Below are 19,130 nucleotides of genomic sequence, written 5' to 3' on the forward strand. Positions count from 1 at the left end.
GCACCCGCGGCCTCCGTCGCGGCCGAACGCGCCCGAACGGCCGCACCGCTCGCGGTGTTGGCAGCGCCGCGGGCCTGACCGGCCGCCTCACGCGCCGTGTTGGCGTCGGCGCGCGCCGCGTCAGCGGCGGCCCGGGCCACACCCGCGTCGATCGTGCCGCGGCCGGAGGCGGCGATCGCCTCCGTCGCACGGGCACGGGCCTCCTGCGCCTGGTGCCGCTGCTCGGCCGCGAACGCGGCGTTGCGGGCGTTGCGGGCGTTGACCTCCTCGCTCCGTGCCTTGCGGTCCGCCTCGGCGGCGATGCCGTCCTGGCGGGCGGCGTCCGCACGCGCGGCCGACGCCGTCGCGGCAGCGGCCTGCGCCTGCGCACGGGCTGCGGAGGCCGTACGGGCCTCGGCCTCGGCGCGGGCACGCGCCGCAGCGGCGATGTCCCGCTCGCGCTCGGCCCGGGCCCGGGCCGCCGTGGCGAGGTCACGCTCACGCTCGGCGATCTTGCGCTGCTCGGCCGCGATCTGGGCCTGGCGCTGCGCCTCGATGCGGGCAGCGCGGGTCTTGCGGGCGTGCTCCCATGCCTCGCGCTCCGCCTGCTCGGCCGCCAGGCGTGCATCCTTGGCACGCGCCGCAGCGGTCGCGGCGATCTTCGCCTGCTGCGCGGCGGCCTCGGCCAGCCGGGCCGCGACCCGGGCGTGCTCCTCGGCGTTCGCCCGCCACTTCTTGGCCTGCTGCTCGTGCAGCTCGGCCTGGTTCTTGGCGTTCAGGCCGGCGGCGTCGGCGGCGGTGGCGTCCACCGCGTGCTGCGCCGTCTGGCTGGCCTTCACCGCGGCGTCCGCGGCGGCCGCGATGCCCGCGGCGACCTCGGACCACTGGGTGCCGTGCTCCAGACCTGTCTCCACCAGCACGCCGGCTTGCACCTTGGCCTGGGCGGCCGCGACCTGCGCCGCCTTGGCGGCGTCTTCGGCGTACCCGACCTGACGAGCGACCTCGGCCTTGACGGGGTCGTAGTTCGACAGGCGCTTGCCGGCCCGGTCGGCCGACAGCATCCGGTCCGCCTCGCGTGCGGCCGAGGCTGCCGACGACATGGCGTTGGAGGCGTTCTTCAGCGCCTTGACGGCGTCGCCGTGCGCGGCGATCAGCTTGGTGCGGGCCTCGGCGGCGACGGCCGCCTTCCTGGCCAGCTCACGCAGCTTCTCCGCGGCCTCCTGGGCCTCCTTCTGCGCCTTCTCGTGCGCCGCCCGGTCGTCGGCGTCCTGCTGCGCCGCGACCTGGTAGCCCTTCTCCAGGAACTCCGCGATCACCGCGTCGTCCTTGGAGTCCAGCGCGGCCTGCGCGGCCCGCTTCACCGCGGGGCCGCCCGCCGACGCCAGCATCTCGACGCGCTTGCGGTTCTCCTCCGCACGCTTGGCGGCGTTCTGCTTCTCCGCCTCGTCACGCTGCTTGGCGATGTCCGCGCCGAAGGCCAGGAAGTCGGCGCGGTCCTGCGCCGTACCCTTCAGGACCCGCTCGACCTCGGCGTTGAAGAACGGGCCGCCGGTGCCGCGCAGCTTCTCGATCTGCCGGCGGTTCGCGACGTCGGCGCCGGCACGCTTGTCCTTGGCGCGCTGGCGGGCCTCGGCCTCGCCGCGCTCCAGAAACTCCCGGATCGCGTTCGGGTCGGTGCTCGCCAGTGCCTTCTTGGCGGCCTCGCGGACCTCTTCTTCCTCGTCGAACTCGGCGAAGTCCTCGACCAGCTGCCGGTCCCGCTCGTCGCTGATCCGGTCGAGCTCGGACTTCGCGGCGGGCGCCGCGCCGCCGGTCTTCGGCTTCAGCGCCGCCGCCAGCTGATCCAGCGACTCCAGCGTCTGCGTCACCGACGCCTTCTCGTCACGTACGGCGGCCGTGGCAGCGGCCTCGCCGGTGGCGGTGCCCAGCACCGCCAGGACGACCGCTGTGGACACGGCCTTCCGTACGTTCGCGGCTACGCCCACGCGTAGCCCTCCGGCCCTGGGCCGGAACCTTTCCCACACGGGAATCCCCCTACACGAATGGATCAAGAAACCCCCGCCCAGGTCAGCGGGCGGGGTGGTCGAATGCCGTTCGGCCGGCCCCGGTCACGGACCGGCCGAACTCCTCTGCCGTTTGGCCGGCCCCGGTCACGGACCGGCCGAACTCCTCTGCCGTTTGGCCGACCCCGGTCACGGACCGGCCGAACTCCTCGGGATCAGCCCCGGGTGCGGCTCTCGCCGTCCTGGGCGCGGTCGAACATGGCCTTCCAGAACGCCGCCGCGTTTTCGGCCCCGGCCTGCTCCCCGGCCCAGGCATCCTGGTTGCTCTCGGCGGTGCCCGAAATCGCCTTCCAGAGCTGCTCCGCCGACTCCCGGGACAGCAGGGCGACGGCCCGCCAGGTCTCCGCCTGGGCGGCTGCGGCGGCCTGCTCGGCCAGCCACGCGCGCTGCGCCGCACCGGCGTGCTCGGACACCGCCTTCCAGGCCCGCTCCGCCTCGGCGCGGGCCTTGGCCGCGTCCGCCGCGCCGTTCACGGCCGCCTCGGCCGCCGTGGCCTCCCTGATCAGGCGCGTCAGCGTGTGGTGCCGCATCGTTTCTGCGTCGGCGACACGCGTCCGGTACGCCTCCAGGTCCAACGCCGCGCCGGTGGCCCAGCCGTAGCCGAAGAACTCCGCCACGTCCGCGTCCGTGGCACCCGGCCGCGTCGCCCACTGCGCCGCGACCCGTACCTGCTCGCCCGGATCCTGCTCACCGAGGCTGCGTACGAAGTCCCGGTCCCTGGCGGCGACCTCCAGCCGTTGCCGCTCCCCGGCCTCGCGTGCCGCACGGTCGCGCCGCTGCGCCTCGACGTACCCCGTCTTCACGAACGCCGCATGCTCGGCGGCGCTCCCCTTCAGCGCCAGCGCCGCGGCCGCCCGCACCTCGGGGGAGAACCCCACCGTGTGCGTGGCGACCACACGTTCGCAGAACGCCTTGTTCCGGGCGCGGGTGTCCCGCGCCCGCTGCTTCGCGTAGTCGAAGCCGCCGCCGGGCGCGAGCCACTCGACGAGTGCCTCGTCGCCGCGGGAACTCCGCAGCGCGTTCCACGCCGAAGTCCGTACCTCGGCGGCCGGGTGCGTCTTCGCCATCGACGTCACCCGTCGGCGCGCCTCCTCGATGGCCGCGGCCAGCTCGGGCGAGAGTGTCTGCTCCGGCTGTCCGACCGGAACGACGGACACGGAGGACACCACGGAAGACGGTGCGGCAGCCGTGGCACGGGCACCCGCCCACGCCGGCACCACGCCCGCGACCGCGATCCCGCCGGCCAGCACGCCGACCGCCAACGTTCGCGCGCCCCACCACTGACGACTCAACTCAGACCCCCTTGGGAAAAGAAGTAGGTGTTCACAGTCGTGGAGGGGCAGGGCCGTACGGCCGGCCCTGCCCCTCCACGACGCTCAACGGACGTGCTCGCGCGCCCCGTTCGGCAGGCTCACGCGGCCGGCCGTACCTGCCACAGCTGGGCCGCGGTCCGGTTGCAGGTGTACAGCTGCGTGTTGACGCCGTTGTCCGTCTTGGCGCCGGGGACGTCCAGGCACATGCCGTCGGCGTGCATGGGCTGCAGCTCGTACAGCTTGCGCACGGGGTCGACGAGCATCATCTGCCAGCGCTGGTGCTCTCCCTCCCCGCACGTCCACTGCTGGACGACGGCACCGGACTTGGTGCCCTGCCGCTCCACTTCGAGGCACTTGCCGCTGAGGACGGAGCGCAGCTCGAAGCTCCCGCCCGCCTTTGCGACGGCGTTCCACTTCTGGGCGGAGGTGCTGTTGCACGTGTACTGCTGGACGTCGATGCCGTTCGTGGTCTTGGCGCCTTCGACGTCCAGGCACTTGCCGCTGTTTGCGGACGTCAGCTGGACGACCGTGTGCGGCATCGCGGCGCGGGAGACGGCCTCCGACCGCATGGCAGCCGCGACGATGGCCGCATCGCGCGCCGCAACGGCGGGGTCGTCGTCCCCGGCGGCCTTGCGGGCCTTCTCGGCGGCGACGCGGGCCGCTTCGGCCGCGGAGCGGGCGTCGGTGCCCTCGTCGGCCTGCACGACGGTCGCGGTGCCGGCCAGCACCGCAACGGTGGCGCCTACGGCCAGGGCGGCCCGGATGATCCTGGACATGATGGGATCGGTTTCCTCTCGCGTGTTCGGGTGCTCAGGCGGCCGTGACGGGCTCGATGCGCCACTTCTGCGCGGCCGAGCCGTTGCACGCCCACAGCCGTGCGATCGCGCCGTCTTCCTTGCTCGCGGACGTGATGTCCAGGCAGCGGGTCGTGTTCTGCGGCACGTGGGCGGGCCGCAGTTCGTACAGGTCCTTGGCGATGTCGACCATGACCAGACGCCAGTTCTGGTGCTTCCCCTGTCCGCACCAGTACTGCTGGACGGCCGAACCGGCCGTGGTGCCGGAGGCCTCCACTTCCACGCACTTGCCGCTGTGCTTGGCCCGCAGCTCGAAGGTGCCCGCACCGGTGGACACCATGTCGAACCGCTGGTTCTCGGCGTTGTCGGCGCATGCCGACTGGACCGTGTCGGTGCCGTTGCGCAGGCTGGCCTTGGCGATCGTGAGGCACTGACCGCTGTGCTCGGCCTTGAGCCGTACGGTCGAGGGCGCCACCGCCGCGACGGCGGACGGGGTGGACGGGGTGGGCGTCTCGTCGGCGACGGCGACGGTCACGCCGCCGGCGAGCGCGGCGACACTGGCCGCGACGGCCAGGACGGATCGGACGATCCGGGACATGGGGTGGTTTTCCGTTCTTCTCAGTCTGAAGGAGGTGACTCGGCGGGCGGCGGTCAGCGCGCGAGCGGGGTGGCGATCTTCCAGGAGGCGTCCTGGGCGAAGTCCCTCTCCGCGTCGAAGCGGTTCTTGGCGGTCTTGTTGGCCGCGTACAGGTCACCCCGGTGCTGCCGCAGGAAGCGGCCCGGCTGGCTCGCCGACTCGAAGGACGTACCCGAGCCGCTCAGGCCCTTCTTCGCGCACCAGGTGGCGTCCTTGCGGAACTGCGCGCTGTCGTCGCTCGCGGTCATCCGGACCCGGAGGTCCTTCTGGACCAGGTAGTGGCCGGGCTTGCGGGCGGACTCGAAGGAGTAGCAGCCCGGCTGGCCGCCCAGCGCGGGCACGACGACCCAGGTGGCGTCCTCGCGGTCGCCCTGCTTGGAGCTCGCGGACACGGGAGCGAGGAACGCCTCGCCGGCGTCGACGCCGGACTGCCGGATGAAGAAGCCGGCCGGCTTGCCGCTCGCCGGCTGCAGCGACTGCCGCTTGGCCCGGTACTGGCTGTCCTCCTTGAGGAACTGCGCGACGTCCTCGTCGCTGCCGGCCAGCGCCTTCTTCGCGGCCGCGACCAGGTTCGGGTTCACGCCGGTCTTCTCGGCGGCGGCCTGGATCTGCAGCGCGAGCCGGCGGTTGGCCTCGGCGATCTTCTTGCGGCGCGCCTCGTCGTCCTTCTTGTACGCCTCTTCGGCGCCGGTGTGGATGAACTGCTTCCACGCGGCCGGGTCCGAGCTGAGGACCGCGCGCTGCGCCGCCGCGTAGAGCTCGCTCTCCTTGGCGTCGGCCGGTGCGGTGCGCAGCAGTTCGCGGATGAAGTTGTCGTCGCTGAGGGCCAGCATGGCCTCGGACGGCGTGATGCGGAACAGCGCGGCCGCGTTGGTGCGGGCGGCGAGCTCCTTGCGGCGCTCGGCCTCCGCGCGGTTCTTCTCCTCCAGCTCCTTGAGCTCGTTGGCCACGTCGCGCTGGTGGGCCTCGCGGGCGCCGTTGGTGATGAACTCCTGCCAGGCGGCCGCGTCGCCGGCCAGAGCCTTCGTGGCGGCGGCGCGGACCTCGGGACCGGCGGCCTCGTGCCGCAGCACGGCGCGGATGAAGTTGTCGTCGCTCAGGTCGAGCAGGTCGGGGCTGTTCGGGATGCCGACCGCGATCAGCGCCTGGGACTTGGCGAGCCGGGCCGCGCGGGCGGCGTCGGCCTTGTCCTTCTCGCGCTGCTTGTCGACGGCGTACGCCTCGTGGATGCCGGTGACGATGAACTGGACGTGGTCCTCGGCCACCTCGCTCATCATGGCGGCCTCGGCGGCCAGCCGCACCGAATCGAAGGTCTCCCCGCCGTCCCGGGCCTTCTGCCAGAGGGCGTGGATGAAGTCGTGGTCGCTGAGCAGCAGTACGTCCGGGCTCGGGTCGAGGCGCACCACGGCAGCGGCGTCCACGCGCTGCTTGTCGGTGGTCCCGATCCCGGCGGCCGCGGCCACGGCGCCCGACGGGGCGGCGACGGCGATGAGCGGTGCGGCCATGCCGCTGACGGAGGCCAGAGCGGTGGCGGTCACGAGCCCGCGCGTGACGGCCCTCCGCATGCGAGCGGAGTTCGAGTGGCTCTTCTTCATTCTGCTTTCGGTTCCCCCTGCTAGATCCCGCACACAGTTCCCGATGAGTGCGGGGTGGTCGGAGGCGCAGTCTTGAAGATCGCAAAAGGGCAGTCAAAGCGGAACTGACCGCTCCTGTCCTGTAACTCGCCAATTTGGCAGACTATTGAGCGACTTGCCGCCAATCTTTGGCTGAAAGGCGGCTTGCGAAGACTGATGAGAACTCGCGAGTAGCTTGGAATGGCTGATTCCGCGCGGAGGGGCGGCCCGGGGTGCGGCGACGTGCGACGCCCTTTCCGCACCCTCTCGGCCCCGGCGACACACCGATCGCGGGACCGCCGGTGCGCTGTCGAACCGCCGTGGTTGCCCCTGGGTGACGGTTATGTGAGGGAAAAATGTGGGCTGGTACACATGAGGATTTTCGTGCTGTTGGCGGGGTACCATGCGGCGCCCTGTCGGGCAGGTTTCACGACAACCGCCGACCGAGCGCGCCGGACCCCGCGCCGACGCACCCCCTACGCGTTCGGAGCGCTCCGCGGACCGGTCCCTTCGCGAAGGGTGCGCCCGCACGTACGCGCCTGACCCGGACGGAGCGCGCCTCCGGCTCGGCCAGGCGGCCCTACGACCTCCGGCACGCCGGGATCTCGTCCCGGCTGTATTCCGGTGTGGACCTGGCTGACGCGCCCGTACGGCCGATCGTCAGCCTTTGCGTGCCTCGCCGAGCAGCCAGACGTAGTACCACTTGCCCTGCGTCAGGTCTTTCGCGCGGTGGTCGGACATCGAATTGACCAGGCCCCAAATGCCTCCGGAAAGCCCCAGTACTGGCAGGGCCTTTTCGAGTACCGACCCGCTCACCGCAACAAGAGCAGCCGACACCGTACCCAGCCCCGCCCCCAGCGACGCAATCAGCTTTTTCTGCTTGAGTGTCCGCATTTTGGAGGCGGTCTCGAGGATGTGCCCCTCGATCTCGAGGCCGATCTTGGTCAGCTCCAGGTCGGCCTGCGTGGCATCCATCGCTTCGTCAAGGTCCAGCAAGACGCCCCGCAAGTAGTTGCGAAGCTCTCGGTATCCGTCGAACTCGCCCACGGTGATCTTACTGAAATCCCTCAGGCTGACTCCGTCCACGTAGGGAAGGTCGATCCGAAGGATCGGTCGCACAAGCCTCCCTTTCATGGCCTCTGCGCCAGAAGCGTCTATGGCGCACCTGTCGCGAATGAGGTAGTCCACCGGGTCCGGCCCTCGTGCGAGCCTCGCCAGTGAGACGTCGGGCTCCACTCCGGAGTCGGCACGGAGCCTGTGCGTCGCGCGCGCGTAGCTGGGGAGGTACCAGACCAGACCGGAGCAGAGCAGCTCCCTGGCCTCAATGATCCAGTTCCCGACGACCTCTATTTCCGGACACTGAACCCCTAACCCGGTTCCCGCAGTGAGGTAATCGTTCCCTCCGTATGCTGAAATCGTGTCAACCCTGTTCGCGGACTCCCTGTTGTCCGAGGTCTGCTCGAATTCGTGATAGGTCCCTTCGTGCCCGTGCGAGAGGAGTAACGAGTTTGCAATCAGGGACGTTCGCTTCGTAAGAGTCTCAAAGTCCTTCGTCTCACACGAAAGGCCCACGTAGTACTTCGCGCCGGGTTCGGTCCGCTTCTTGGCGAGCAACTGTTCCAGGTCTGACTCATGCAAGCGTTTCGCATACTGCAAAGCAATTTCTGAGGGCTTCAGGTAGTTCACTTCGCGAAAGAATCGCCTCATGATGTGCGCGAGGTCGTCGTTCTCGGTGGCGCGGCGCCGTTCGAACATGAGCTCATGATGGCAGCCCATACGTGATCACTTCCTGGATCTCGCCCTAATCCGGGATGCCGCCGGTGCTCCGGATCATCTGGTGGAGCACCCTCATGGCCGTCAGGTGGTCAGCGTCGTCGATGCCCTGGTGGATGCGATCGTGGATGGCCGGGGCGTGCTGCTTGAGGCCTGCCCGTGCTTCGTCCCCCGCCTCGGTGATCCACAGCCGTCCCTCATCGTCACGGGTGAGCCAACCGCGTCCCAGCAGAAAGTCCGCTGCCGCCCTCAGGTCGCCCTCGCGGCGGAGGTAGGTGCGCATGGCCTGCTGGAGTTCGGGGATGGTCATGCCGTGGCCGTCGGGTGAGATGTCGTTCTTCGACAGGTTGCGCAGAATCCAGTACTGGGGCTGGGTGACGCCGAGCTCGGCGAGCTGGGCTCGGATGAATGCGATGAGGGCCTCGTGGGCGAGCCCGGTCCAGTACGCGGCGGGTTGTGCGGCGAGCTCGGCGTCGGAGATGGGCTGGATCGTCATGTGTGGTGCTCCCTCTTCACGCTTGTGCCGGTGCACGCACCGTAGAACCTCAAGTCAGGTTGAGTTCAAGGCATACGGGGACGGGTGAGGCGTACCGCCATTGACAAGTTGACGATCTGTCAGACACGTGGATGCATGCCGACGATGCGTATGCGTCTCATGGGTGTCCTGATTCTCGTTGCCGCCACTCTTATCGGGCTGGGCGCGCCCGTCCGCCGCAGCTCCGCCACCAGGCTCCCTCTCGTCGACGGGCTCGGCCGCGAGGTCGTCCTCCGCGGATACAACGTCTCCGGCCCGTTCAATCGCTGCGACGGTGCCGGAAAGGATCTCGCCGCAATGCAGTGACTCCAGGAACGCCCAGATTTCCGGCCTCTCAGCGGGTACCTCGTCGAGGCGAAGCACGTGCGGGACCCGGACTGCAAGAAGAAGAGCTTCCGGTCCCTCGATCGTGTCGAAGACACGCTGGCCAAGCCAGTGAAAGTAAACGACAAGGGAAAGATCGCTGGGGACCCTGTCGTCGATGCCATGTACGCGGGTGATGAGAAGGAACTGGTGCGATACAAGCAGGCCATGGCCAATCCCGCGAACAGCGAGATCCGGGGCCTGGAAATTGGCACGAACGGCCAGGACAACGCCGCCTACTGGCAGTCCATGATGGCGATGACGGATACGCCCGGCTCGACGCGATACGTACCTTGAGACCGAGGAAGACTGTGTCTGCTGAGCGGAACATCCGAACGAACTTTGCCTTCTACCCGCCTGAGGACGACGCCGGCGCTTGGCACGCGACGCTGGAGTCCCTGGAGAGGGCCTCGAGGGAGGCGTTTCCCGAACCGACCGTGGAGTACCGGAAGTCCGGGATCCATGGCATGACCGTGCTCGACTTCGAAATCGAGCTGGCGCCCGATGTATGGATTGACGGGACGGCAGCGATGCCCAAGCCCGACTACGCCTACATCACCCTCACCGACGTGACCGCCGGCGCAGCTGCTGTCTTCGCCAAGTGGCTCCGTGACTCGTTGGTGCCAGCACCCCATCTCGTGCGCTTCGCCAGCAGCCTTGCGATGGCGAACGGGGCGGAAAACCCGTTTCCGTTGCCGGTCGCGGGCGGCATCGCGGAGATCGAGGACGTGCTGCGCGGACACCTCGATTCCTTCGACACACCGTAGGCCGGCCAGCTGCTCCGGTACGCGAACTGTGCAGCGCGGCCGCATACGACAGGAGGAGGCGTGCTGCGCGGCGGGGACGGCTGGCTTTGGCACAGCACGCCTAACGCTCGCCGACGGCGATACGTGAGCCATGAGCGCCCCTTGATCGCTGGGGGCTCTGGAGGGTTAGGGCGCGGCGATTTCATTCCCGAGCTATCCGGCGCGGCCGACGCGGGCTCGGCGGGTCCGGACAAGGAGCACGCCGAGACCTCGATGCTCGCCCTGCACCGGCTCCAGGCCGCGCTCGTCCACGTCAACACGCTGCTGCTTCAGCAGGTCCTCGCCGGACCAGTCTGGGCGAAGAAGTTGACCGACGAGGACAGGCGCGGCCTGACCGCGCTGTTCTGGTCGAACACCAACCCGGCCCAGACAGGCCGCCGATGCGGCACGGGCCTCGTGACGGGAGTCCGGGAAGCATGCTGAACATGCCCCGTCAAGTAAGCGGCTTTCGGCCTAATCGAACAAACGATCTAGCGAGCTCTCCGGCTGGTCTGATTGGCTGCTCCCGGCAACACCAAATGCACCAAGCGTAAGGAGAAGTAAGTGCGCACAACACGCACCAAAAGTGCGGTCGCAGCGGCTCTGGCCGGGGCGCTGATGGCGGCGGCCAGTCCAGCCATCGCTCATGCTCAGTCGCTGCAGAGAGATGACGTGACGCCTTCGGCGGTGCCGTCCGTCATGGACGCAGGCGACGGCAAGATCGGGTTTCAGAACTACAAGTCCGGGAAGTTACTGCAGCCCTCAGGCGGTAGCACCGCCAACGGCGCCAAGGTCGTCCAGCAGCCCGTGGCCACCACGTCAGGCGGTGATCTGATATCCGCCCAGAACTGGAAAATTGTCGCCGCGGGCGGCAGCTACTACAGCTTCCAGAACGTCCGCTCAGGCAAGAACCTCGGTATCAACGGCGCCAGCACCGCGGCCGGCGCGGGAGCCATCCAGGCGAATCCGGCCGGCGACATCAATCAGGACTGGCAGCTCGTTTCGGGTGGCCACCCCTCGGGTGTCTACTCGCTCAAGAACCGTAAGAGCGGCCTGTGCCTGGGCATTCCGAACGCGAGCACCGCCTCGGGCGCACAGGCTGCCCAATTCCGCTGCGACGGCACGGATAACCAGGGTTGGAAGATCATCGACGGATGACCCAAGCGGCATCTGGGATTCGGGCCGCGTCCCCTGTCGGGCGCGGTCCGGATCCCCTGGTTAGCCTGCGCGTTTCAGCCGTCGGAATCTGCCGTCACAACGCCCCGGACCTTGATCGTCCGGGGCGTTGTGGCTTGCTACCAGGCAGGATTTGGGACGTGTGTGGCAAGGGCCTCGTCACGGCGGCTGAACGCGGCGTGCCAGCTTCCGGCCCCATGCCTGGCCCGGCGCTTCGACGTAACGGTAGGTCAGTACGCACAGGGGCAGCAGCACGGCATAGAACGCCGCTTCGAGCACGAGGTTGTCCCGCCGCCACCGGCCGATCGTGCCGTCGGTCACCGCCAGCAGCACCGGATGCACCAGGTAGACCGAATAACTGATCGTTCCCAGTCCGGTCAGCAAGCGCGGTATCCGCCGACGGCGCAACGCCAGGCCGACACCGAAGGTGAGCACGGCCAGCAGGAACGCCACGATCCAGCCGCGCCGTGTGAAATGGGACCCGTCACCGTCCCCGTACGCACTCCCCACAGCACAGGCGACCACCACGACGGCTGTGCACGCCGCCCACCGCCAGGTGCTCTGACCGTGCTCGGCCCGGTAGACGGCGGTGCCGAGGAACATCACGGCGAGTATCACCAGGCCCTCCCACATGGGGACCGTGCTGTTGAACGGGACCAGGACGAGCGCCAGCACGCCGCCCAACGCGCCCCCTAACACGCGAAGCACCGGTGACCCGGTGCTCGCACAGCAGATGGCGACCACCATGACGATCGAGGTGAGCGCGATCAGCGGGCCGGTGCCGAGCGCGCCGGAGAGGGCGGAGGCCGGCGGCAACACCCCTACCGTCACGCTTACGGCGGCGAGCACGGCCAGGGTGACGGCGACCGCTGCCGACCGCTGGTGAAGGCGGATCGTGAAAAGAGCAACGACCAGCAGGTAGAAGGCCATCTCATACGAGAGCGTCCACAGGACAAGGAGGAGATTGGGCGTCCCCAGCAGTTCTTGGAGCAAGGTGACATGGGCGACGGTCACCGCGGCAACGCTCTGCTGACCGAAGTCAGCGCGAATCTCCGCGACGCCCACCAGGCTGAGGGCAAGGACCGGGACGACGACAGCCGCCCACAGCGGGTACATACGGAATACCCGCCCGATCCAGAAGGTCCGGACGCAGCCCCGGCGCTCAAGCGACGCGGGGATGATGTATCCGCTCACGAGGAAGAACACCATGATGCCGTACCGGCTGGTGTTGAACTCCGGCATCATCTCCCGCCGGAACTCCGCCATGAACGAGTACGAGGAGTGATCGAATACCACGACGAGCGCCGCGATGCCGCGCAACGCGTCTAACCAGGCCAGCCGCGACGGTCCGGCTGGCGCGCCGGATGCAGGTAATCGCTGCCGCACGGAGGGTAACCGCTCCAGCCGAGGGGCGGGGAATGTGTGCTCCATACCCATCCTCACGTGCCGTCCCTCGCTGGTGTTCAACTGCACGCCGATCATCCGCGGTACGCCTCGGAGTCGATGAACTGGAGCAGGTGGAGCCCGTGCTGGTGAGGCAACTCTGGACGAGATCACGTCGCCCACGCTCGGCGACATCATCGGCGTCGGCCGCCCGGCCTCTGGCATCGTCGGGCTGAACTGGACGTGGACGGTGATCCTCGAACTCCCGGACCGGATCGCCGACCGAGAACGGCGGTGGCCGTACGCACAAGCTGCGGCGCCGGGCCCGTGCCGTACGGCGTGCTGGTCACCGAGTGGGCCTGGGAGCTCCAGGCCGCAGCCCTAGTCGAGACGGAAGTCGCGTGCGCCGGCGGTGCCCGCAGGATCAGCGCTCGGGTCGCGGGCATCAAGGACTGGCTGTTGGACGCCGGGACCAACATGGCCGCGACAGTCGGCATTGAGATGGCCGAGCAGGTCATCGGAGCCCTGAATCATCCGCCCACATCCCCGGGGCCCTGCTGTGGGAGTCGCGAGTTCAACGACGTCGCGACCCCGCGTTCGGTGAGTTGGACTCTGCCTGGACCCTTGAACCTCTGCGGTGTGAAGGTGTCGTCCTGCTGCTGGTAGTCGTTCTGTCGTCCACCGTCGCCCGAAGCCACCGAAAACAGTGCACCACCTTCTGCCTTTACTTCTGTGGTTCCGGGCACGCCGTCACTCGTCCACTCGATGAGGAAACTGAAGGTATGGACACCGGCGGTCGTGAAGGCGACGAGAGTGAGTACCTCAGAGTCGCTCTCGGTGACCTGAACAGGGAAGCCCCGCACCCGCATCTGTCCGGTGGAGTTCCGGCCCTCCTCGGCCAGGCGGGGCGGGCCCGCTGTGTCCCCCGAGCCCGCCCGGGCCACCGACTGCCGACACGCCCCGCCCCTTGCCGCGCCCTGAGGCCGCCACCCGATATCCCCCTTCCACGAGCGTCGCGGAGAGCGACCCGGTCCCCACCAGCGGGGCGGCGGCAGGGCCACCCGCGGGGAGGAGGCGTAGGCGGCCTGCCCCCGGGTCGGGCCGCGGGTCAGCGCGCGGTGCGGGCCGAGGCCCCGGGGCGGGTGTAGGCCTGCTGGGGGGTGAGCGCGTAGTGCCCGCCGGTGCAGACGGCTACGGTCTCGACGGGTTCGCCGCAGTCGCGGTGGCGGACCTCCAGGGGCGGGCCCTCGGGGTCCGCGGTGTAGCGGTCCCCCCACTGCTTGAGGGCGATCATCGCGGGCCACAGGTCCCAGCCCTTGGGCGTGAGCCGGTACTCGTTGCGGGTACGGCTGCCGGGCTCGCGGTAGGGGACGGTGTCCAGGATCCCGGCGGCGACCAGCTTGCGCAGCCGGTCCGCCAGCACCGCCTCGGACAGTCCCATGTGGCGGCGGAAGTCGTCGAAGCGGCGTACGCCGTTCATGGCGTCGCGCAGCACCAGCAGCGACCACTTCTCGCCGATGAGGTCGAGGGTGCGCTGCACCGTGCAGTTCTCGGTACTGGTCTCCAGCCAGGTCATGCGGTCATCGTAGGCTGGCTTTGGCGTTGACAGCCAGAGGTGCGGCTGGCTAGCTTTGAATAACGAAGCCAGTAAGTCTAGGAGGAACCGTCCAATGGCGAGGTCACGCACGTTCGAGTGGGGGGACCCGAAGATCTCCGCGGCCGCGGTCGGCCGGACGAGCGGTCTGGAGTTCCTCCGGGACGTGCTGGCCGGGCGCCTCCCCGCGCCGCCCATCGCCGCGACCCTCGGAATCACCCTGGAGGAGGTCGAGCCGGGCCGCGCGGTCTTCGCGATGGAACCGGGGGAGGAGCACTACAACCCCATCGGCAGCGTCCATGGCGGCGTCTACGCCACCCTGCTCGACTCCGCCGCCGGCTGCGCCGTGCAGTCCGTCCTCCCGGCCGACATGGGCTACACCTCGCTCGACCTGAACCTGAAATTCCTGCGCCCCATCACCGTCGACACCGGCAAGGTCAGCGCCGTTGGCACCGTCCTCAACCAGGGCCGCCGCACCGCCCTCGCCCAGGCCGAGCTGTTCGACTCCCAGGACCGCCTGCTCGCCCACGCCACGAGCAGCTGCATGCTCTTCCCTGTCCCCGCCCGCTAGAAGGCTGCTGAAAATCTGGCTGGATCCTTAGCCATCCGGACACCCTGCCGGAGAGCGAGAGGCTCAAAGTTGAGTCCGTCCTCGCGCACTGCCCCGAACTGGAAGCTCTCACCAGCCATGTTCGCGCCGTTGGGAAGATGCTCACCCAGCTCCAGGGCGACCGGCTCCCGCAGTGCATTGAAGCGGTCCGGGCCGACGACCTGCCCAGCCTCCACACTTTCGTCAGCGGCCTCGAACGGGATCTAGCCGCTGTCACCGCCGGCCTGACCCTGCCCTGGAGCTCGGGGGACGTCGAAGGCCACGTCAACCGGATCATTCTGTGGAATCCATGCTGTCAAGTGGCGCCGAGAATCCTGCTGCTTCGAATATGTGCTGGCCGGTTGAGCTGAAGGACGGGAGACTCAGCTGCTGTGGAAATGGGGATCTCTGGTTTCAAGCCGTCCTTCCTGGTCGGGATCGAGGCGGTTCGGCAGGCGCATGGGGCACGCCTGGCGACGCTCGCTGGTAGGCGGCTGACGGGGTTCGCCCTGGTGCGTTTCGCTGAGGACGGGGACTAGTTCGCCGACTGTCCGGTGGTGCTGGACTTCGACGGCATCCAGGTGGAGGTTTGCCACTCGAAGCTCGACGAACTCTCGATCGGCTGGAACACGATCGACACCGCAGCGACTATCACCGGGTGGGAGTGGTTCGAGCTCACGCCCCAGTGGTCCCACGGCGATGAACGCCTCGAACCGTTCGTCGGCCAGGAACTGTGCGAGGTCGGGCTCCTTGAGTGGCGGCCAACAGGCCGCGACCTGGCAGCCGGAACGGTGGCAGTGGAGTTCGTCTTTGGTGGGGGTTTCCTGCGGATCGCCAACGGACTCGACGAGAACCGCATCGAGATCGGTGCGGCCCAGCCGGACTACCTCCGACACAGGCTGGGTCGCTGATCGCTTGCGTTGGCCGGAGTCACCGTCAGAACTGCCGCCAGCACCATAAACAGGCCGATCACTCGGGAGTTACACCGTTTGAGCGTGCAGGCCTTGGGTGCATTTGCTGGGGTCGGTTGTGGCGTTCCACGGTGCGGAGGGGCTGCCGCAGGGAGTGGGGGCGGATCCGAAGCACCGCTGGCCCGCCGGTCAGGGCGAGTATGACGACCGACGCCCGCGCCGAACGCCTGCCCGTACCGCCCACGGGCTCCAGCCCGTTGGACGAGGCAGGCCCCGGGCTCGTGATCGTTGCTTCCGTCGCCGATCGTTGGGGCGTGAACCAGCATCCGGACCCGCGCGCGACAAAGACCGCGTGGGCCGAGCTGACGCCAGAGGTTGTGCGCCCGCCTGACGCGTGGCCTGACGTGAATCCGGGACGCCTCCACCGTCCGCGCTGGTGCTGGCGCATCCAGTGCGCACGAGGCCGGACGGCAGGGCGGTGGCTCGCCCTTGGCGTCGTCACGCAGTGCCGGAGTAGACCGCCGCGACCTTGGACTCCCTCTCACCCGCGGGCGGAGCGAATAACTGCTGGAGCTCCATCGGGAGTGGTGAAAGGCTGAGGAGTATGCCATCGCCCGCGGCCGAAGAACTGCTCCGTGAACTGCACGCCTCTCTCAATCTGCGTAAACGTCCGGAGGACGTGGCCCAGCTCATCCAGGACTTGTACGCCGCCCAGGACATCACCCTCGATCCGGCCACCGACGCAGCCCTCGCGAAGGCCACCGAACACTCGCTGCGCAAACTGTGGCACGGCTACACGTCCATGCTGGAGGACTTCGCCCGGCCGGTCGGCGCGCAGCGCCAGCTGGCCCGAGCGGCGAGTCTGTTCACGAGCGTGCCGACGCTCCCGGAGGATGCCGCGGATGATCCCGCGCGAATCGAAGCGGTGATCCGTCGCGCGGGTGAAGAGATCTGTCGCGATTTGGGCCAGAACGACTTCGGTATGGATCGGCTCGACCGGGCTGAACGCGCCGCGGCTGGGTTGGGCGAGATGTCCAAACGCCAGTACAACAAGCGCTTCCGACTGCTGCGCCGGATGGAGTCCAAGCTGGCAAGGCTCATCCACGAACAGCGCCGCCGCGAGGTCACCGTCACCGGCAAGGGCGCCCTTGCCCATGTCCTGCCGTACGAGGAGTTCGCCGCCGATCCGGATACGGCCGCCTTCATCGCCTACCTCACAGCACGTGGCTACATGCGGAGCATCTTCACCAACGGCAGGCAGCGGCAGGTGTACGACGAGGTCGCCGATGCCCTCTTCCAGCGGCTGCGGGCACATGCTGAGCGCACCCGTTGGTACGCGATAGCGCATGTGCATCCCACTGCCGACGTGCTCGCAAGAGTGTCCGACGAGGACCTCGCCCAACTGCTGGTGCGCTGGAACGGCTTCCTGCGCCGGGTGGCCCAACTGCTCGAGGACGCCTGGAACAGGGGTCCTCTGGAGCGCAACACCATGATCGTGCGTCGTGGCAACGACTCGTCCACGTGGAACCAGGCCGCACAGGCATGGAACACGGCGCGGACACACTGGTTCGCGCTCCTGACCGAGCTCGGTGAGGAGCACGTCCTGGACCGGATCTGCCTCGGCAAAGTTCCCCGCCTGATGGCGGCCGACGTGGCGTACTGGCACCGCATGAGCGGCGGCGGGCTGCACCCGGACACCTACATCTGGGCGGAACTTCCGCTTCCCTGGGAAGTCCTCCGAGGCGAGGTGGAGTGCCCGCGCTCGCTCGTCGAGGCGGTCTGCGCCCGGCATGGCGTGGATCCCGTCGCCGGCGGCTGGACCGGCCCCCGGCCGACTGCCAAGGCCGTCGCCTTCCGCCGGACGCCCGAGCTCGTGCACGGAGTCGCCGTCGCCGACCCCCTCATGGCGAGCGCCCTCCGCTCGGCGGGGATCTTCTCGGGCAAAGGCAAGCGAGCTACTGCAATGGAATGGCTGTGAGCACCGTATGGCCGCACGCCCCGCAGTGCCGGACCCGGTCGCAAACCAGTTGACCGCGCTCGGCGGTTGCGGCCAGGATCAAGGCGGCGACGAGGAAGCTCTGCGGAGGAGCGCCCGGCTCTGATCCCGGGTGGACGCAGGTTCGAATCCTGCCCTCGTCGCCTTTGTTTCGTCGTGCTGATTCTTGGCTGGCGGACCGTGCGGTGTCTGTTGGTACCCCCAATCCCGCTTGTAGCTGGTTACTCGCCTGCTTCCACAGGCTCGGTGCGGTACAGGACAGGCCGGTCCTGCACCTTGACCAGTAGGCCCTCGTTTGCGAAGTCGCGGAGTAGCTGCCTCGTGTGCTTCGGCTGCGGTTCGTGCCCGGCGTCACGAAGTGCGGTGAGGGCGCGCTGCGTATCCCAGAGTCCGCGGTACCTACGGACTGCCGTCTCCAAGCTGACGCGCTGGCTCGGTCGGTGCTCGCTCATGGGGGATTCCCTCACTGCTCGGTAGGGTGCGCCTTCTTCTCGTGGTTGCGGATGCTGGCAGGGGCCCCGACGTACGTACACGACGGGCACCGCTTCCAGACGCCGGCGTCCACGGCCCTCGCGGTAACGGAGTGGCCGGGACCGTAGCCGTGCTTGTGCAGAAGTTGCGGAACGGACGACCCGTACTCGGCGGCGAGCAGGGCCGCTTCGGCCACCTTGTCGTGTCCCTGCGCGAAGAAGGATCCGGCGCCGATGGCAGTGCCGCAGCCGCACCAGCACGTACCGGTCGCCGTCAGACGGGGAAGGTTCGTCATGCTCGTCCGTTCGGTCCAGGGCGCCGCGACCGGCGCTCGTGATGTCGGTGGTGTTTTGTCGTTCGAGGCGTCGATCACGAGAGCGGTGATCTGCGTACGGCCCCGGTTGTCACGCGACCCGCGGGGATATCCAGCCGACGTGACGCAGAACCGGAAGTACCTTGAGGTGGATGTATGCGACGACCGGCGTCTCGTCGTCGTCGGCCGGGAAGAACAGGGCGTGCTCGAAGGAGACGGCGTCCTGCGGCTGGTCCAGGTCCACCACGGGCAGGTCGGGGTGGCCTTCCCGGGGTTCCAGCGTCACACCTTCACGCGAGGTGAGTTCGCGCAGATGCCCGAGGCCGTACTCGGCTGCGAGATCCGCAGTGGTGAACGTCTTCTTCACCCTGGGGCGGCCTTGCGCATCGACCCGGGCCATCCAGGCCATGATGCGCAGGCGCCCTGCGCCGGCGGAGGCTATGCCGCTGCGCAGTCGGTTGTGCAGATTGGACAGCGGGGCAGGGATCTCAGGAACCACCACGGGCTTGTAGAGGACGAGGTCACGCGAGCCGTCGTGCCATCGAGTGTCGTGGACGGTGAGCAACGGGCGGCCCGACAGGCGCAGTTCCCACTCCACCGCGGTCCCGCTCGAGGATATTCCTTCGCACGTCGTGCCCGTCTTCGCGTGACGGGTGGCCCCGCGTTCGAGTATGAGTTCGTCCATGAGCCGCATGATCTGTGCTCCACCTCCGGATGTGGCGAGGTATGCCCGCTGATGGGCGTCAGGCGCACAGAACGTACCGCTTGCGTCGTTCGCGTGACAGGAAAACTTTCAAAGAGAAATGGGCAGTGCATGACGCGCTGTTGTCGGTTCGGCACGC

18 protein-coding genes, 1 tRNA gene and 1 pseudogene are annotated in these 19,130 nt (G+C 68.6%); 9 read left to right on the forward strand and 11 right to left on the reverse strand.

The genetic code is table 11. The annotated features are described in order from the left end of the window. The 7 genes and pseudogenes from ACWCXB_RS31160 to ACWCXB_RS31190 all read right to left on the reverse strand — a co-directional run. A pseudogene (locus ACWCXB_RS31160) lies at positions 1–1,964 on the reverse strand (hypothetical protein); the annotation flags it as partial. 233 nt (positions 1,965–2,197) lie between these two features. Beyond that, entirely contained in the window at positions 2,198–3,334 is a 1,137-nt protein-coding gene (locus tag ACWCXB_RS31165) for a hypothetical protein (RefSeq protein ID WP_450727116.1), read from the reverse strand. Between the two features lie 119 nt (positions 3,335–3,453). Then, positions 3,454–4,131, reverse strand: a complete 678-nt coding sequence (locus ACWCXB_RS31170) for an RICIN domain-containing protein (RefSeq protein ID WP_450727117.1) — start codon at positions 4,129–4,131, stop codon at positions 3,454–3,456. Positions 4,132–4,165: 34 nt separating this feature from the next. Then, positions 4,166–4,747 (reverse strand): RICIN domain-containing protein, encoded by a 582-nt coding sequence (locus ACWCXB_RS31175; protein ID WP_450727118.1) that lies wholly within the window; start codon positions 4,745–4,747, stop codon positions 4,166–4,168. Positions 4,748–4,800: 53 nt separating this feature from the next. Continuing rightward, the gene (locus ACWCXB_RS31180) at positions 4,801–6,324 is read right to left on the reverse strand and encodes an AbfB domain-containing protein (protein ID WP_450727119.1); all 1,524 of its coding nucleotides are present in this window, start codon (positions 6,322–6,324) and stop codon (positions 4,801–4,803) included. Between the two features lie 735 nt (positions 6,325–7,059). After that, entirely contained in the window at positions 7,060–8,154 is a 1,095-nt protein-coding gene (locus ACWCXB_RS31185; RefSeq protein WP_450727120.1) for a hypothetical protein, read from the reverse strand. A 46-nt stretch (positions 8,155–8,200) separates the two neighbouring features. Beyond that, complete coding sequence (locus ACWCXB_RS31190) at positions 8,201–8,668, reverse strand: MarR family transcriptional regulator (RefSeq protein ID WP_450727121.1); 468 nt, start codon at positions 8,666–8,668, stop codon at positions 8,201–8,203. Between the two features lie 144 nt (positions 8,669–8,812). On the opposite strand from ACWCXB_RS31190, the gene ACWCXB_RS31195 reads away from it, so the two are divergent. The 5 genes from ACWCXB_RS31195 (at position 8,813) to ACWCXB_RS31215 (ending at position 11,013) form a co-directional block, all read left to right on the forward strand. Beyond that, a complete protein-coding gene (locus tag ACWCXB_RS31195) occupies positions 8,813–9,013 on the forward strand; it encodes a hypothetical protein (RefSeq protein ID WP_450727122.1) in 201 nt (66 codons plus the stop codon). Between the two features lie 57 nt (positions 9,014–9,070). Next, a complete protein-coding gene (locus tag ACWCXB_RS31200) occupies positions 9,071–9,367 on the forward strand; it encodes a restriction endonuclease fold toxin-2 domain-containing protein (protein ID WP_450727123.1) in 297 nt (98 codons plus the stop codon). 170 nt (positions 9,368–9,537) lie between these two features. Further along, positions 9,538–9,837 carry a hypothetical protein gene (locus ACWCXB_RS31205; protein WP_450727124.1) on the forward strand — a complete coding sequence of 100 codons (300 nt, stop codon included), beginning with the start codon at positions 9,538–9,540 and terminating at the stop codon, positions 9,835–9,837. Between the two features lie 141 nt (positions 9,838–9,978). After that, on the forward strand, positions 9,979–10,299 hold the full coding sequence (locus ACWCXB_RS31210; RefSeq protein ID WP_450727125.1) for a Tn3 family transposase: 321 nt from the start codon (positions 9,979–9,981) through the stop codon (positions 10,297–10,299). Between the two features lie 120 nt (positions 10,300–10,419). Further along, positions 10,420–11,013 carry an RICIN domain-containing protein gene (locus ACWCXB_RS31215; protein ID WP_450727126.1) on the forward strand — a complete coding sequence of 198 codons (594 nt, stop codon included), beginning with the start codon at positions 10,420–10,422 and terminating at the stop codon, positions 11,011–11,013. Between the two features lie 177 nt (positions 11,014–11,190). Here ACWCXB_RS31215 and ACWCXB_RS31220 read toward each other — a convergent pair whose 3' ends face one another. Next, the gene (locus tag ACWCXB_RS31220; RefSeq protein ID WP_450727127.1) at positions 11,191–12,513 is read right to left on the reverse strand and encodes an acyltransferase family protein; all 1,323 of its coding nucleotides are present in this window, start codon (positions 12,511–12,513) and stop codon (positions 11,191–11,193) included. Between the two features lie 1,009 nt (positions 12,514–13,522). Continuing rightward, the gene (locus tag ACWCXB_RS31225; protein WP_450727128.1) at positions 13,523–13,990 is read right to left on the reverse strand and encodes a winged helix-turn-helix transcriptional regulator; all 468 of its coding nucleotides are present in this window, start codon (positions 13,988–13,990) and stop codon (positions 13,523–13,525) included. Positions 13,991–14,084: 94 nt separating this feature from the next. Between ACWCXB_RS31225 and ACWCXB_RS31230 the strand changes: the two genes are divergently transcribed. The 4 genes from ACWCXB_RS31230 to ACWCXB_RS31245 all read left to right on the forward strand — a co-directional run bounded on the left by ACWCXB_RS31230 (position 14,085) and on the right by ACWCXB_RS31245 (position 17,647). Beyond that, the gene (locus ACWCXB_RS31230; protein ID WP_450727129.1) at positions 14,085–14,579 is read left to right on the forward strand and encodes a PaaI family thioesterase; all 495 of its coding nucleotides are present in this window, start codon (positions 14,085–14,087) and stop codon (positions 14,577–14,579) included. A 575-nt stretch (positions 14,580–15,154) separates the two neighbouring features. Further along, a complete protein-coding gene (locus ACWCXB_RS31235; protein WP_450727130.1) occupies positions 15,155–15,508 on the forward strand; it encodes a hypothetical protein in 354 nt (117 codons plus the stop codon). A gap of 604 nt (positions 15,509–16,112) precedes the next feature. Beyond that, complete coding sequence (locus tag ACWCXB_RS31240) at positions 16,113–17,486, forward strand: hypothetical protein (protein ID WP_450727131.1); 1,374 nt, start codon at positions 16,113–16,115, stop codon at positions 17,484–17,486. Between the two features lie 88 nt (positions 17,487–17,574). Beyond that, positions 17,575–17,647 (forward strand) — tRNA-Gln (locus ACWCXB_RS31245). Between the two features lie 320 nt (positions 17,648–17,967). Here ACWCXB_RS31245 and ACWCXB_RS31250 read toward each other — a convergent pair. Both ACWCXB_RS31250 and ACWCXB_RS31255 read right to left on the reverse strand, forming a co-directional pair. Next, entirely contained in the window at positions 17,968–18,270 is a 303-nt protein-coding gene (locus tag ACWCXB_RS31250) for a hypothetical protein (protein ID WP_450727132.1), read from the reverse strand. A 109-nt stretch (positions 18,271–18,379) separates the two neighbouring features. Further along, positions 18,380–18,973 (reverse strand): hypothetical protein, encoded by a 594-nt coding sequence (locus ACWCXB_RS31255; protein WP_450727133.1) that lies wholly within the window; start codon positions 18,971–18,973, stop codon positions 18,380–18,382. Positions 18,974–19,130: the final 157 nt, after the last annotated feature.

The sequence above is a fragment of the Streptomyces sp. NPDC001514 genome, from assembly GCF_053597075.1.